The organism is Nocardia sp. NPDC057455 (assembly GCF_042802775.1).
Classification (GTDB): Bacteria; Actinomycetota; Actinomycetes; order Mycobacteriales; family Mycobacteriaceae; genus Nocardia.
Genome location: NZ_JBHVDM010000135.1, coordinates 1 through 13,642, shown reverse-complemented (window position 1 = coordinate 13,642; position 13,642 = coordinate 1). Strand labels below are relative to the sequence as shown.

Sequence of the window (13,642 nt, the reverse complement as noted above, 5' to 3'; positions counted from 1 at the left end):
ACCGAGACTCGCGACTGCGTCGCATGCGCTTCGGCCACTCGAACGCGAGACGGGCCGCGAACGGCGCTCGTAAGACTCGCACCTGTCGGGGCTGGTGTGCTCGGACCGGCGGCGCTGGGGCGCGGATGGCGCTCGGGTCGGGATTGTTGGGGGCTGGTCTGCTTCGGTTGTCGCGAGTGGCGATCTGGGGGGCGAGGTTCGGCTGTGGGTTCGCCGTGTTCCGGGGGGCGGGCGGCTTGGGTTTGTCCCGTCCTGTTTGCGATCAGCGCGACGAAAACCCTGGTCAGCAGGGTGGTCTCGGTGATGTGCTCGAGTGAGCAGTAACCGATCTCGACAGCGAAGGTGATCTCATGACGGTCGCACCCGCCACCCCAACCACCGCCTTGGTGACCAAGCTCGGCGCCCGTATCGGCGCGCGGATCGACAATGTCCGGCTCGGTGGCGACCTGGATTCCGCCACCGTCGAGGTGATCCATCGCGCGCTGCTGGAGCACAAGGTGGTCTTCTTCCGCGGGCAGGACCACCTCACCGAGGACGCGCAGTACGAGTTCGCCCAGTTGCTCGGGTCGCCGACCACCCCGCACCCGACGGTCACCTCGCACGGGGTGAAGAGCCTGGCGATCGATTCCGAGCACGGTCGCGCCAACAGTTGGCACACCGACGTCACCTTCGTCGATCGCATCCCGAAGGCGTCCATTCTGCGCGCGGTGCACCTGCCGTCCTACGGCGGCGCCACCACCTGGGCCTCCACCGTGGCGGCCTACGAGTCGCTGCCGGAGCCGCTCAAGCGGCTCGCCGAATCCCTGCGCGCCGTGCACACCAACGTCTACGACTACGCCCGCGTCGAGGAGACGCCGCGCCCCGGCACGGCCGCCTACCGGGTGGAGTTCGAGTCCACCTACTACGAGACCGAGCACCCGGTGGTGCGCGTGCACCCCGAGACCGGAGAGCGGGCGTTGCTGCTCGGCCACTTCGTCAAGCAGTTCGTCGGGCTGTCCAGCACGGAGTCGCAGGCGCTGTTCCGGCTGTTCCAGGACCGGGTGACTCGTCTGGAGAACACCGCTCGCTGGAACTGGGCTCCGGGCGACGTCGCCATCTGGGACAACCGCGCCACCCAGCACTACGCCATCGACGACTACGACGACCAGCCGCGCAAACTGACCCGCATCACGCTGGCCGGCGACGTCCCGGTCGGCGTCGACGGCTCGACGAGCACCAGCATCGCGGGCAGCGCCGAGCACTACTCGATCATCGAGGACACGCAGCTGCTCGCGTCCTGAGCGAGGACCCCGCATGGTTGCCGGAACCTCCGGCTGTTGAGGGGCCATGCGGTGTCCGCGGGTCGCGGGGACCCGGTGTCGCCGTCACCGAGCAGCGATCCGCGATTTGAGCAGGTCGTGCTCTCGACACGCCGTCGGCCACCGGACCGCGAGGCGCGGATTCCGGTCGGTTGGTGCGACGGTCCGAGAGCGACGACGAGGCGTGGACCTGGCGGGAGAGCCCACCGCCGGGTTCACGAGTCCGGTCGGGGTGGACAAGCAGTCTCGGCGGTCGATGACACCGCCGACGACCCGCAACCTGCCCGGACCTCAGCCCCGCAGGGCGAGAAACTCGCAGCCCTGCCGGGTGCTGCTCCCACCGCCCTCGGGGACGACCGCAACCGTTCAGGTCGCGGGAACGCGGTCGCCGCCGTCACCTCAGGAGTCGACCCGCGATGAGCGACACGAGGAGTGCGAGTCCTTGCGACCACCGTTCGCGGCCCGTCTCGCGTCCGAGTGACCGAAGCGCATGCGACGAAGTCGCGAGTCTCGGTCGCGCGGACGCGAGACTTCTCGGGGCCGCGAACACGCGGCGCCGCAAAACCAACAGAGCACCTCATGGTCCAGACTGTTTGTCATGAGTATTCGGCCGCTGGACGGAGTACGCGTCCTGGAACTCGGCAATTACATAGCCGCGCCGACCGCCGGGCGCATCCTCGGTGATTTCGGCGCCGAGGTGATCAAGGTGGAACGCCCGAAGGCGGGCGACGAGCTGCGCAACTGGCGGCTCTACGGCGGCGACACCTCGATGCTCTACCGGACGATCAACCGCAACAAGAAGTCCATCACGCTGGATCTGCGCACCGAGGCGGGGCGCGGCATCGTGCTCGACCTGGTTCGCCGCTGTGACGTGCTGCTGGAGAACTTCCGTCCCGGCATGCTGGAGAAGTGGGGCCTCGGCCCCGAGGTGCTGAACGAGGCGAATCCGGACTTGGTGATCACCAGGATCTCCGCCTACGGGCAGACCGGCCCGCTGTCGGAGCGTCCCGGTTTCGCGGCGGTGGCCGAGGCGGTCGGTGGCCTGCGCGAACTGGTGGGCGATCCGGACCGTCCTCCGGTACGCACCGGAGTATCGATCGGCGACTCGATCGCGGGCATCTATGCCGCGTTCGGCACCGTGATGGCGCTGTTCCAGCGCGAGCGCCGCACCGGGCGGGACGCGCCGGTTCCCTTGCAAGAGCGGGTGATCGATGTGGCGCTGAACGAGGCGATCCTGTCGGTGATGGAGTCGCTGGTGCCGGACTATCTCGCCTACGGTATCCAGCGCGAACGCGTCGGCGGCCGGATGGAGGGCATCGCGCCGAGCAATGCCTACCCGTGCGCGGACGGAACCAGCATCATCATCGGCGGCAACGGCGACGCCATCTTCCAGCGCTACATGGCGGTCATCGACCGGCCCGATCTGGCCGCGGACCCGGAACTCCAGGACAACGCGGGCCGCTGGCGCCATCGCGAGCGGCTGGACGCGGCGATCGGCGAGTGGACGGTCCGGCACACCCGCGCCGAGGCGCTGAAACTGCTCGACGCCGCCGCCATCCCGTGCGGCCCGATCTACACCGCGGCCGACATCGTGGCCGACGAGCAGTATCGAGCGCGCAACATGATCCAGCCGTTCGCCGTGGATGTCGGCGCGCCGGAGCCGAAGGTCGTCGGCTTCCCCGGCATCGTCCCGGTGATCGGCGATCAGTCCTTGCCCATCCGGACCGTCGGCCCCGATCTGGGTGAGCACACCCGGGAGGTGCTGTCCGGTCTGCTCGGCCTGAGCGAGGCCGAGATCGACGCATTGGAGGCGCGATGAGCACGCCGCCGCACGATCGGAGGCGCCCGAAGGGACGGGGCGCACGGGAGTTGCTCTCGCCGGGCACCAGCAGGCCCGCCGTTCAACCGAATCCGACCGGGGCGGGCGAGAAGCCGTGGGGCGGCGTGATGTGCGGTCACCACCGGGCTCGGGAGCAGCGATGACCGCGCCGGTGCTGCGCGACGTCACGTTGCGCGACGGACTACAACTGACCGGCAAGTTGCTGCCCGTGCAGCGCAAGGTGGACATGGTGCGCCGGCTGCTCGCGCTCGGGGTGCCCGCGCTGGAGATCGGCTCGATGGCGCGCCCGGACCTGGTCGCGCCGATGGCGAACACCATGGAATTGGTCGCCGCGTTGACGCCGGAGGAACTGCGCCACTGCTGGGTGTGGGTGGCGACGCCGCGCCATGTCGAGAAGGCCGCCGCGGCGGGCGTGCGCAATTTCCAGTACTGCTTCTCGGTCTCCGACGCGCACAACCGGGCGAACATCGGGCGCGACACCGACGACAGCGTCGCCGCCATGCCGGACGCGGTGCGACTGGCCCGCGAGGTGGGTGGGTCGATTCAGCTCTGCTTGGCGACGGCTTTCACCTGCCCGTTCGACGGCCCGGTCGACCCGCAGCGGGTGCTGGCCATCGCCTGCGACCCGCGCACCGAGGGCGCGGACGACATCGTCCTGGCCGACACGCTCGGACAAGCTCATCCCGGCGAGGTCGCCGCGCTGGTCGCCGCGGTGCGTGAGCGGACGCCGCCGCGGCGCGTGGTCTTCCATGGTCACGACACCTGGGGAATGGGGGTGGCCAACACCCTCGCGGCCGTGGCGGCGGGCGCGGACATGGTTGACGGCGCACTCGGTGGACTCGGCGGCTGCCCCTTCGCGCCCGGCGCGAGCGGCAACACCGCATCCGAGGACATCCTCTTCGCCACCAGACCGGACTGGTTCACCCCCGCCACCCTGGCCGCGTTGGTGAACATGTCGGAGGAGCTGCTGGCCGAACTCGGCGAACCGAACCGCTCGCGCACCCTCGAAGGCGCCCGATCGAAAGCGTCGGCCTTCGAGTGGGTGGTCAGCAGCGAGCGGGCGTAGTCGGGCCGGGCAGCCCTGAGCCCGAGCACCCTCGGCCTGTCCGGCCCACATCCGCTCGGAGGACGTGCGTCGCACGAGTTCAGCGAGGCAGCGGTGCGCGGAGCCGGATGGCGCAACCGCGCAGAACGGAATGGACCCCGGGCTTGCGGGCAGTGTGGCGCACATCACCTCGTCTCGTGTCATGTTTCGGTGATCCGCGGTGTCTCGAGGGCATGACCGAACAAGGCGTCCACCACGCTATGCAGACCACAACGCTCCAGCACACGACGGCGGAGAAGTCAGCCCCCGCCACACGAAGCGACCGAACCCGCAGCCGGGCCCGAGCCATCGCCTACCGGGCCACCACGTTTGTCATCGTCTCCGAGTTGGTTGCCGGATCGGTGTGGAACCTGCTGACGATCGAATGGATAGAAGTCCAGCTGCAACACCTGGGATACCCGCACTTCCTGGCCTACATTCTGGGTGCGTGGCAAGTCGGTGCGGCCGTCGCGATCGTCGCGCCCGGATTACTGCTGCTCGAGGAATGGGCGTACACGGGTGCATTCCTCCTGTGGTCGGGAGCGGTGCTGTCCCATCTGGCAGTCGGTGACGGTGTCGAGTCGTGGTCGATGCCACTGATGCTCGTGATCTGTGCGGTCGCGTCGTGGATGCTGCGGCCTGCTCACCGTCGGCTGCCGCAGATGCGTGCGGGCAGCTCTGCTGGTGTCGGACAAGGCGGCACCGGCCTGCTGGGAACCCGCTCTCGCGGCTGGGCCGCCGCGATCGGGCTGCTCGCTGCCCTGTATGCCGTTTCGTTCCTCACGCTGCCCGCGGTCGAAGACTTCATGCACAAGAACGCGGTCGAGCTCGGCTGGATCTCCGAATAGCTGTCCGCCACGGATCGAACACAGGGTCTTCCCTGATGGCGTGGGACCGCGAAGCCGGTAAGACTGGACGGCATGACTTCCCAAGCCTTGGGCGCCGACACCGCCGACGCGGCGGCATCGACCGATGTCGCGGCCCACGCTATCGAACTGACCAAGGTCTACGGATCGGGTGACACCCAGGTCAGGGCATTGGACGGAGTGTCGGCCGAGTTCGCGAAGGGCGAGTTCACCGCGATCATGGGCCCGTCCGGATCGGGCAAGTCGACCCTCATGCACTGCCTGGCCGGGCTGGACAGCGCCAGCTCGGGCACCGTCCGCATCGGCGACACCGACCTGACCAGCCTGTCCGACAAGCAGATGACGCGCCTGCGCCGGGACCGGATCGGGTTCGTCTTCCAGGCGTTCAACCTGGTGCCGACGCTGACGGCGCTGGAAAACATCACGTTGCCGCTGGACATCGCCGGGCGCAAGCCCGACCAGGAGTGGCTGGACACCGTGCTGAAGCGGCTGGGGCTGATCGATCGGCTCACCCACCGTCCCAGCGAGCTGTCCGGCGGACAGCAGCAGCGGGTGGCCTGCGCCCGTGCGCTCGCGGGCAAGCCGGAAATCATCTTCGGCGACGAGCCGACCGGCAACCTGGACTCCCGCGCCTCGGAGGAGGTGCTGTCGATCCTGCGCGCCGCGGTGAACGAGTTCGGGCAGACGGTCGTCATCGTCACCCACGAACCGCACGCGGCCGGGTTCGCCGACCGGGTGGTGTTCCTGGCCGACGGACGCATCGTCGACGAGATGCGCGATCCGACCGCCGACACCGTGCTCGACCGGATGAAAGCGTTGGAGCAGGCGTGAGCGGGCGCTCGCGGGAGAATCGGGGGCGGGCGTGATGGCCGGAAGTCCGATGCGCAAAGTGGCGCTGCGCAATCTCGCCGCGCACAAGGTGCGGCTCGCGCTGACCCTCCTGTCGGTGGTGCTCGGCACCGCGTTCATCGCGGGTTCGTTCGTGTTCACCGACACGTTGCAGAGCACCTTCGACGGGATATTCGCGAACGAGGCGAAGGGCGTCGATGTCCGGGTGAGCCCGAAGGAGCGTCAGGCGCAGGGCGTCCCGAACAACGTGGTGGACGAGCTGGTGAAGTACCCGGGCGTCCGCACGGTCGCGCCGAGCGTGAACGGACCGGTGGTCCTGCTCGATCAGGCGGGCAAGAAAGCGGTGCAGACCGGCGGGGCGCCGACGTTGGGCAAGTCGTATCTGCCACCGGAGAAGGCCGTGGCGGAGCCGGAGAAATTCCTGCGGGGCGTCCCGCCCGCCCGGCCCGGCGAGATCGCGCTCAATACCGGCGGAGCCGAGCGGGCCGGACTGAAGATCGGTGACCGGACCAAGATCCTCATTCCCTCCCAGCCCGATCCCATCGACGTGACCCTCACCGGCGTCTACGAAGTCCCGTCCGACACCGGCGGTTTCATCGGCGTGCTGTTCGACGACACGCAGGCGCGCAAGCTGTTCACCGACGGCCTGCACGTCGCCTACGTGGACCTCGCGGCCACCGGCATCCCCGGGGACGAACTGCGCGACAACCTCGCGAAAGAGCTGACCGGCTACAAGGTGCAGAACGGCGACGAGGTGCGTGCGGACCTGAAGACGGAAGTCTCCAACGCGCTGAACTTCATCAATTACTTCCTGCTCGCCTTCGGCGCGATCGCGCTGATCGTTGGCACGTTCATCATCTACAACACGTTCTCGATGATCGTCGCGCAACGGCTGCGCGAGCTGGCGCTGCTGCGCGCGGTCGGCGCGAGCAGACAGCAGGTCGGCACGTCGGTGGTGGCGGAGGCGTTCGTCATCGGATTGATCGGCAGTGCGATCGGCCTCGCGGCCGGTGTCGGGCTGGCGTTCGGATTGTCGGCGGTGCTCAACGCCTTCGACCTCGGGTTGCCGACCGGATCGATGGCGGTGCGGCCGCGCACCATCGCGGTCGGGCTCCTGGTAGGTCTCGCGGTGACGATGGTGAGCGCCTACGCGCCCGCCCGCCGCGCCTCGCGCATTCCGCCGGTGCAGGCCATGCGCGAAGAGTTCGCCTCGGCGGGGGAGTCGCTGCGCCTGCGCACGATCTGCGGTGTGGTGCTGGCCGTGCTCGGCACGGGATTCGTCGTGCTGGGTGCGCAGCGCACCGGCGGCACGGCGGCCGCTACGGTCGGGGTCGGCGCGCTCGGGCTGATCTTCGCCGTGCTGCTCGCCGCGCCCGCGCTGTCGCGACCGCTGGTCGGCGGGCTCGGTGCGCTGGTGCGCCCGTTCGGGCCGATCGGCCGCATGGCGCGCAACAACGCGGCGCGCAATCCTCGCCGCACCGCCGCCACGGCGTTCGCGCTCACCCTGGGACTGATGCTGGTCTCGGCGATCGGCATGCTGGGCGCCTCGGCGAAGGCCAGCGTCGGTGTGCTGGTCGACAAAGGCGTGCGAGCCGACTATGTGCTGGCGGGCCCGCAATTGCTCGGTGTGCCGTTCGGCGCGGCCGACGCCGCGCGCGGCAAAGTGCCGGGAGTACAGCAAGCGGTGGGAATGCGGGGCGCAGGCTTCAAGCTCGGCGACGAGCAGGTGTTCGCCACCTCGCCGGACGCTCCGCTGGCCGACGTGCTGAACTACGAGATCGTGCGCGGCAGCGACACCCTGGGTGCCAGGGACGTGCTCGTGTCGGAGGACGAGGCCGGTGACCGCGGGTGGAAGGTCGGCGACCAGGTAACCCCGACCAGCGTCGACGGCAAGAAGGTCCCGCTCACCGTGACCGGTCTGTACAAGAAGAATCCGCTGCTCGGTCCGATGGTGGTATCGCAGACGGTCTACGACGAGGTCGTCCCGCTCAACTTCCGGACCAACTTCCTGGTGCTGATCAAGGCGCAACCGGGCGCGAACCTCACCCAGATGCGAGCCGACCTGGAGAAGGCCACCGAGCAGTTCGTCGTGGTGCAGGTGCAGGACCGTGAGGAGTTCAAAGGCGCGCAGGGCAAGCAGATCAACACCCTGCTGGCCATCCTGTACGGCCTGCTCGCCTTGGCGGTGGTGATCGCGATCCTCGGCATCGTCAACACGCTCGCGCTGTCGGTGGTGGAGCGACGCCGGGAGATCGGCATGCTGCGCGCGGTCGGTATGCAGCGCCCTCAGGTGCGCCGGACGATCTATCTGGAGTCGATGCTGATCGCGGTGTTCGGTGCTGTCGTCGGCATGCTGCTCGGGCTGGGGCTCGGCGTCGGTTTCCTGCGCACGCTGCGCGATTTCGGCCTCGACCAGATCGCCATCCCGTGGAGTCAGCTGGTGCTGGTCCTGATCAGCTCGGCGGTCGTCGGGGTGCTCGCCGCCCTGTGGCCCGCGGTGCGGGCGGCGCGCACACCGCCACTGGCGGCTATCGCCGACCTCTGAAAGGCAGACTTTATCCCCTTCGGCGAGAGAATCGGGTCGCCGCACCGTCGGGCCTCCTACCGGCTGATCCGGCGCGGAACCGTCACCTTGGCGAGTTTGTCCGGGTTGCGGATGGCGTAGAAATTGGTGATCTTGCCGTCGGAGATCTCGATCAGGAAGACGCCTTCCAGATGGTCGCCGCGGTAGGCGACCATCGCGGGCGTGTTGTTGCAGTTGACCATCTCCATCCGTATGTCAGACGTCCGCCACCTGGTGTGGAACAAATTCATGAGTACCGCGGCCACCTGCTCCGCGCCCACCACCGGCCGGCGCGCCGCTGTGGCCTTGCCGCCGCTGTCGGCGGTCCAGGTGGCGTCCGGAGCGAGCAGCGCGAGCAGCCCCCGCGTGTCACCGGTGGTCGTCGCCGCCATGAACTGGTCGGTGATCCGCGCGATCGTCGCGGTGTCGACGGGCTCGAAGCGCCTACGCCGAGCTCGCACATGCTCGCGGGCGCGGTGTGCCACCTGGCGCACCGTCATCACGGATTTGTCCACCGCTGCGGCGATCTCGTGGTACTCGAAGCCGAACACCTCACGCAGGACGAACACCGCACGCTCGTCGGGAGTGAGTGTTTCCAGCAGCACGAGCATCGCCATCGACACCGACTCGGCGAGCACCATGTCGGCCGACGCGTCGTGCTCGTCGAGCAGCAGCGGTTCGGGCAGCCACGGGCCGATGTAGTCCTCGCGACGGCGCGTGCCCGCACGCAGGGCATTGAGCGCCTGACGGGTCACCAGCCGTGCCAGATACGACTTGGTGTCGCGCACCGTCGCCAAGTCCACCTCGGCCCAGCGCAGATAGCTGTCCTGCAGCACGTCGTCGGATTCGGTTGCCGAACCGAGGATTTCGTAGACGATCGTGAACAGCAGCGGACGCAGCAGGGTGAACCGCTCGGCATGCTCGTCGGGCGTCATGCGGACGTGACCACCGGCCCGGCGGAGACCGGCTGCTCGGGACGCGGGCCTCCCTTGGGCCATGCCAGGGAACCCGGCTTACGGGCCTCGCGGCGGATCTTCCCCACCCCGATCTTGCACGTCACCTCCTTGATTCTCGCGCCGGCGCGCCCCCCGATGTAGAGGTTCACCGCGGTGTCGTCTTTGCGGGCGAGCTGCCGGATGCCGACGCGCCGGCCGAGGCTGACGCACGACCCCAGCAGGGCCAGGTCGACTACCGCGGGTTCGGTCCCCGCGATGTGGCTCAGCACGGTGTCGGCGGCCTGCGCCCCGAGTGGCCCGGCGGCCTGGCAGCTCATCCGCAACGGCTGGCCCGACGGTGCGGCGGCGTCGCCGGTGGCCACGATGCGAGCGTCGTCGACGCTGGTCAGCGTCTCGTCGGTGAGCAGACGGCCGAGCGTGTCGGTCCGCAGCCCGCTCTCGGCCGCCAACCGCGGCACGCCGAAACCGGTGGTCCAGATGGTGAGTGCGCTCGGACGCACCGCACCGTCGGCGAAGACGACCGCCTCCGGCCGGACCTCGGTCACCGCGTTCGCCTCGAGCACGGTGACACCGTGCCGGGACAACCATCCGGCGACGTAGCGGCGACCCCGCGCACTCAGTGACGGCATCAGGGTTGCGCCGCTCACCAGCGTGACCGCGCGTCCTTGTTCGGCCAGTTCGGCGGCCGTCTCGATGCCGGTCGGTCCGCCGCCGACCACGGTGATCGGAGCATCGAGGGACAACTCGTCGAGCCTGGCTCGCAATCGTTGCGCGTCCTCGAATTCGGCTAGCGGAAAGGCGAACTCGGCCGCACCCGGCACAGCCGGGGTCGCCGCGGTGGAGCCGACCGCGTAGATGACGTGGTCGTAATCCAGCGCGCGGCCCGACGCCAGCCGCACCATACCGGTGGCGGTGTCGATGCGTGTGGCGCTGTCGACGACCAACTCGATGCCGGTACCGAGCAGCGTGCCATAGTCGAGCGCCGCGTCGCCGGTGCCTGCGACGAACTGGTGCAACCGGATTCGATCGACGAACTGCGGACGGGGATTGACCAGCGTGATGTCGACATCGGTGCGCACCCGTAGCCGATTGGCCGCGAACGTTCCGGCGTAACCGCCCCCGATGACGAGGACCTTGTGGCGTTTGTCGTGTTCAGTCATGCCCTCGGGACACCGCGGCTCGCCGGAACGTGACACGCTCTGATGTGATGTGCGTCACTCCACTTCCCGGTTCGCGTCGGGCTCATCGGCTGGAGCCGTCACCGATCCGGACCCGACCGCGATCGCCGGTGGACTGTCGGGATCGGTTCCTCTTCGCGGGCGATCGGCATCACGCCCGACGGCGGGAGGTCGTTGGATCGCAGCTTCGTGTGCCTGACGACACCATCTCCGAGGTCGGGCGAGTGGGCGGCAGTGATCGCGAATTCACCTGTCTCGCAGGTGAACTCGTCCATCTTCCGGACGGTGTCTGCCCGGTCACATCTTGCTGAAGTTGTCGGTTTCGTAGTGCTAGATTAAACGGAGGTTATCACTCCACTTAACTCTCGGTAAACGGCCTGATTTCAACGGGGAAGGAGGCCGCGCGATGGTCGCTGTGAACTTCGGTTCCGGACTGGAGTTCGCGCCGGGCGGAGCCGTCGCGCGAGTGCGGACGGCCGTACACGGTCGCGGCGGCGAGGCGGTCGGGCAGCTCGTCCTCATCACGGTGCTCTACCTCGGCTATCGCGCCGGGCGGCTGGTCACCGCCGACGACACCGGGCGCGCCATGGTCAACGCGCACGGCTTGCTCGGTTTCGAAAGACGGCTCGGCCTGCTGGACGAGCGGTCGGTTCAGGCGTTGTTCCTGCACCGGGAATTCCTGGCGGTTCCGGCCAACTTCTACTACGCCGGAGCGCATTTCACCGTGGCCGTCGGGGTCCTGTTGTGGCTGTGGATATTCCGTCCGGAGCACTATCGCTGGACCAGGAATCTCATGGTGGCGCTGACCGGCGCCGCGCTCGTGGTGCACATCCTGGTTCCGCTCGCGCCGCCGCGGATGCTGCCCGATCAGGGGTTCGTCGATCTGGCCGCGCGGTACGGCCAATCCGTCTACGGCGACGCCGATTCCGGCGGGCTTTCCAACCAGTTCGCGGCCATGCCTTCGCTACACGTCGGCTGGGCACTATTGCTCGGTGTCGCGGTGGTCGCCGCGACCCGCACGTCGTGGCGCTGGCTCGCGCTGGCCCATCCGGCGCTGACCACGCTCGTGGTCGTGGGCACCGCCAACCATTACTGGCTGGACATCATGGTCGCTGTCGTGTTGCTGGCGGTGTCCGCCGCTGTGCATCCCTTCGTGGTCCCCGCGGCGGCCACCGCGTGGGGAGTGATGGGTCCCGTGCCGACGAGAACGGCTTCGAGCAGCGGTTACTCCAGCTGACCCGGTCCGTGCGCGGATTCCGTGCCGCTCTGCATCGCGGTGCGGGTTCCGCGCACGAGCGCCGCATGGTGCGATCCACGGAGGCCGAAACCAGGGAGCGCGACGGGTCGCCGCGGCCGGAAGGGCTATGTCCAGGTCACTGTCGCAATCGCGCAACGCGCAAGTGGGATCGGTGCGAAGGCCGATCTAGTGGTGGGCGGCGTTGGTGTGCGCCCAGGACTGGACGTCGCCGCGATCGAGAGCGAGCGCCAGCAGCTCCGGGAATTTGTCGGGCGTGCAGGCGAAGGCCGGGATGCCCAGCGCGGCAAGGGCCGCGGCGTTGTCGTGGTCGAAGGCGGGTGCGCCGTCGTCGGACAGCGCGAGCAGTACGACGATCTGAACGCCCGACTCCTGCATCGAGCGGACACGCCGCAGCATCTCGTCGCGGATGCCACCCTCGTAGAGGTCGGAGATCAGGACGAACAACGTGTCGGCCGGGCGGGTGACCAAGGACTGGCAGTAGGCGAGAGCCCGGTTGATGTCCGTGCCCCCGCCCAGTTGCGTACCGAACAGCACTTCTACCGGGTCGTCGAGTTTGTCGGTCAAATCCACGATCTCGGTGTCGAAGACCACCATCGAGGTGCGCAGTGACCGCATCGAGGCGAGCACCGCACCGAACACCGACGCGTACACGACACTGGCGGCCATCGAACCGGATTGATCGATGGCCAGCACCACATCGCGCCGCACCGCCTGGGCCTTGCGGCCGTAGCCGACCAGGCGTTCGGGCACCACGGTGCGATGCTCGGGCAGGTAGGTGGCGAGGTTTTTGCGAATGGTGCGGTTCCAGTCGATATCCCGCAGTCTCGGCCGCGTGACGCGGGCGGCGCGGTTCAGCGCACCGGAGACCGCGGCGACGGTATGCGCCGCGACGCGCTGCTCGATCTCCCGCACCACCTTCGCCACCACCATGCGCGCGGTCGCCTTGGTGGTCTCGGGCATCACCCGGTTCAGGCTCAGCAGGGTGCCGACCAGGTGCACATCGGGCTCCACCGCCTCGAGCAGTTCCGGCTCCAGCAGCAACTGGGTGAGATCGAGCCGCTCCACGGCGTCGCGCTGCATGACCTCGACGACGGAGGCGGGGAAGTAGCCGCGAATATCGCCGAGCCAGCGGGCCACACGCGGGGCCGAGCCCTGCAAACCGCCGGTGCGTTTGCCGGGCGAGGTCTCGTCATCGGTGTTGTACAACGCCGACAGCGCCCGGTCCATGGCGGCGTCCGCACCGGAGCCCAGCCCGCCCAGTCCTTCCTCCGCGGCCGCACCGAGCACCAATCGCCAGCGTTGAGACTGTGTTTCGTCGGTCATGCCCTGCCCTCCCCGGTACGAGTGCGAGTTCCGCTGCGGTCGCGACGGATTGCCTGATCGCTCATGCTGCGTCCTTTCCGGTGTGCGCAGGGGCCTGGGTGGTCAGGCCGCGCTGCGGCCTGCGGGCCCGACCGCTCACACTGTCTCCGCTCATACCGAGATCCCGAGGATCTCCGCCGCTGTGCGCACCGCGGCCGCGGCCAGGTCCACGTCGATGCCCGTCACGGCCGACGCGGCGGCGGCGGATCCGCCGTCGCGGACCGCCTGCCCGATCGCGCGGCGCTCACCTGATTCGAACGCGCCGAAGGTGCGGCGCAGCAGCGGCAGGGTTTCCACGAACGTCTCGTCACCGAGGGCGCGCAGCCAGTCGTCGATCAGCCGCAACAGTTCCCGGTCGTGCACCAGCAACAGACCGCGACCGCCGAGG

11 protein-coding genes are annotated in these 13,642 nt (G+C 68.7%); 7 read left to right on the top strand and 4 right to left on the bottom strand.

What is annotated here, in order from left to right:
• The first annotated feature begins 350 nt into the window (after positions 1 to 350).
• From ACFU5M_RS32340 to ACFU5M_RS32315, 6 genes are all read left to right on the top strand, one after another.
• The gene (locus ACFU5M_RS32340) at positions 351 to 1,280 is read left to right on the top strand and encodes a TauD/TfdA dioxygenase family protein (RefSeq protein ID WP_379055029.1); all 930 of its coding nucleotides are present in this window, start codon (positions 351 to 353) and stop codon (positions 1,278 to 1,280) included.
• A 616-nt stretch (positions 1,281 to 1,896) separates the two neighbouring features.
• The gene (locus ACFU5M_RS32335; protein ID WP_379055027.1) at positions 1,897 to 3,117 is read left to right on the top strand and encodes a CaiB/BaiF CoA transferase family protein; all 1,221 of its coding nucleotides are present in this window, start codon (positions 1,897 to 1,899) and stop codon (positions 3,115 to 3,117) included.
• Between the two features lie 160 nt (positions 3,118 to 3,277).
• Positions 3,278 to 4,204, top strand: a complete 927-nt coding sequence (locus ACFU5M_RS32330) for a hydroxymethylglutaryl-CoA lyase (RefSeq protein WP_379055025.1) — start codon at positions 3,278 to 3,280, stop codon at positions 4,202 to 4,204.
• Between the two features lie 239 nt (positions 4,205 to 4,443).
• Positions 4,444 to 5,070, top strand: coding sequence for a DoxX family protein (locus tag ACFU5M_RS32325; protein ID WP_379055023.1), 627 nt, complete (start codon positions 4,444 to 4,446; stop codon positions 5,068 to 5,070).
• Positions 5,071 to 5,142: 72 nt separating this feature from the next.
• Complete coding sequence (locus ACFU5M_RS32320) at positions 5,143 to 5,919, top strand: ABC transporter ATP-binding protein (protein WP_379055021.1); 777 nt, start codon at positions 5,143 to 5,145, stop codon at positions 5,917 to 5,919.
• A 34-nt stretch (positions 5,920 to 5,953) separates the two neighbouring features.
• On the top strand, positions 5,954 to 8,482 hold the full coding sequence (locus tag ACFU5M_RS32315; RefSeq protein ID WP_379055019.1) for an ABC transporter permease: 2,529 nt from the start codon (positions 5,954 to 5,956) through the stop codon (positions 8,480 to 8,482).
• 56 nt (positions 8,483 to 8,538) lie between these two features.
• Here ACFU5M_RS32315 and sigJ read toward each other — a convergent pair whose 3' ends face one another.
• Together sigJ and ACFU5M_RS32305 are read right to left on the bottom strand one after the other, a co-directional pair.
• Positions 8,539 to 9,435: an RNA polymerase sigma factor SigJ gene (gene sigJ, locus ACFU5M_RS32310; RefSeq protein ID WP_379055017.1), complete on the bottom strand. Its 897-nt coding sequence runs from the start codon at positions 9,433 to 9,435 to the stop codon at positions 8,539 to 8,541.
• A complete protein-coding gene (locus tag ACFU5M_RS32305) occupies positions 9,432 to 10,616 on the bottom strand; it encodes an NAD(P)/FAD-dependent oxidoreductase (RefSeq protein ID WP_379055015.1) in 1,185 nt (394 codons plus the stop codon). Before ACFU5M_RS32305 ends, sigJ begins: the two co-directional genes overlap by 4 nt.
• Before the next feature lie 424 nt (positions 10,617 to 11,040).
• On the opposite strand from ACFU5M_RS32305, the gene ACFU5M_RS32300 reads away from it, so the two are divergent.
• Positions 11,041 to 11,871, top strand: a complete 831-nt coding sequence (locus tag ACFU5M_RS32300; RefSeq protein WP_379055013.1) for a phosphatase PAP2 family protein — start codon at positions 11,041 to 11,043, stop codon at positions 11,869 to 11,871.
• 186 nt (positions 11,872 to 12,057) lie between these two features.
• Here ACFU5M_RS32300 and ACFU5M_RS32295 read toward each other — a convergent pair whose 3' ends face one another.
• Entirely contained in the window at positions 12,058 to 13,215 is a 1,158-nt protein-coding gene (locus ACFU5M_RS32295) for a VWA domain-containing protein (RefSeq protein ID WP_379055011.1), read from the bottom strand.
• Positions 13,216 to 13,365: 150 nt separating this feature from the next.
• Positions 13,366 to 13,642 (bottom strand): DUF5682 family protein (locus ACFU5M_RS32290; RefSeq protein WP_379055009.1); only part of this gene is annotated, 277 nt, incomplete at its 5' end.

What these genes read in the sequence shown, in the direction of transcription:
- ACFU5M_RS32325 (WP_379055023.1), top strand. Translation starts at nt 4,444, where the DNA reads ATGCAGACCACAACGCTCCAGCACACGACGGCGGAGAAGTCAGCCCCC.
- ACFU5M_RS32300 (WP_379055013.1), top strand. Translation starts at nt 11,041, where the DNA reads ATGGTCGCTGTGAACTTCGGTTCCGGACTGGAGTTCGCGCCGGGCGGA.
- ACFU5M_RS32335 (WP_379055027.1), top strand. Translation starts at nt 1,897, where the DNA reads ATGAGTATTCGGCCGCTGGACGGAGTACGCGTCCTGGAACTCGGCAAT.
- sigJ (WP_379055017.1), bottom strand. Translation starts at nt 9,435, where the DNA reads ATGACGCCCGACGAGCATGCCGAGCGGTTCACCCTGCTGCGTCCGCTG.
- ACFU5M_RS32305 (WP_379055015.1), bottom strand. Translation starts at nt 10,616, where the DNA reads ATGACTGAACACGACAAACGCCACAAGGTCCTCGTCATCGGGGGCGGT.
- ACFU5M_RS32330 (WP_379055025.1), top strand. Translation starts at nt 3,278, where the DNA reads ATGACCGCGCCGGTGCTGCGCGACGTCACGTTGCGCGACGGACTACAA.
- ACFU5M_RS32295 (WP_379055011.1), bottom strand. Translation starts at nt 13,215, where the DNA reads ATGACCGACGAAACACAGTCTCAACGCTGGCGATTGGTGCTCGGTGCG.
- ACFU5M_RS32320 (WP_379055021.1), top strand. Translation starts at nt 5,143, where the DNA reads ATGACTTCCCAAGCCTTGGGCGCCGACACCGCCGACGCGGCGGCATCG.
- ACFU5M_RS32340 (WP_379055029.1), top strand. Translation starts at nt 351, where the DNA reads ATGACGGTCGCACCCGCCACCCCAACCACCGCCTTGGTGACCAAGCTC.
- ACFU5M_RS32315 (WP_379055019.1), top strand. Translation starts at nt 5,954, where the DNA reads ATGGCCGGAAGTCCGATGCGCAAAGTGGCGCTGCGCAATCTCGCCGCG.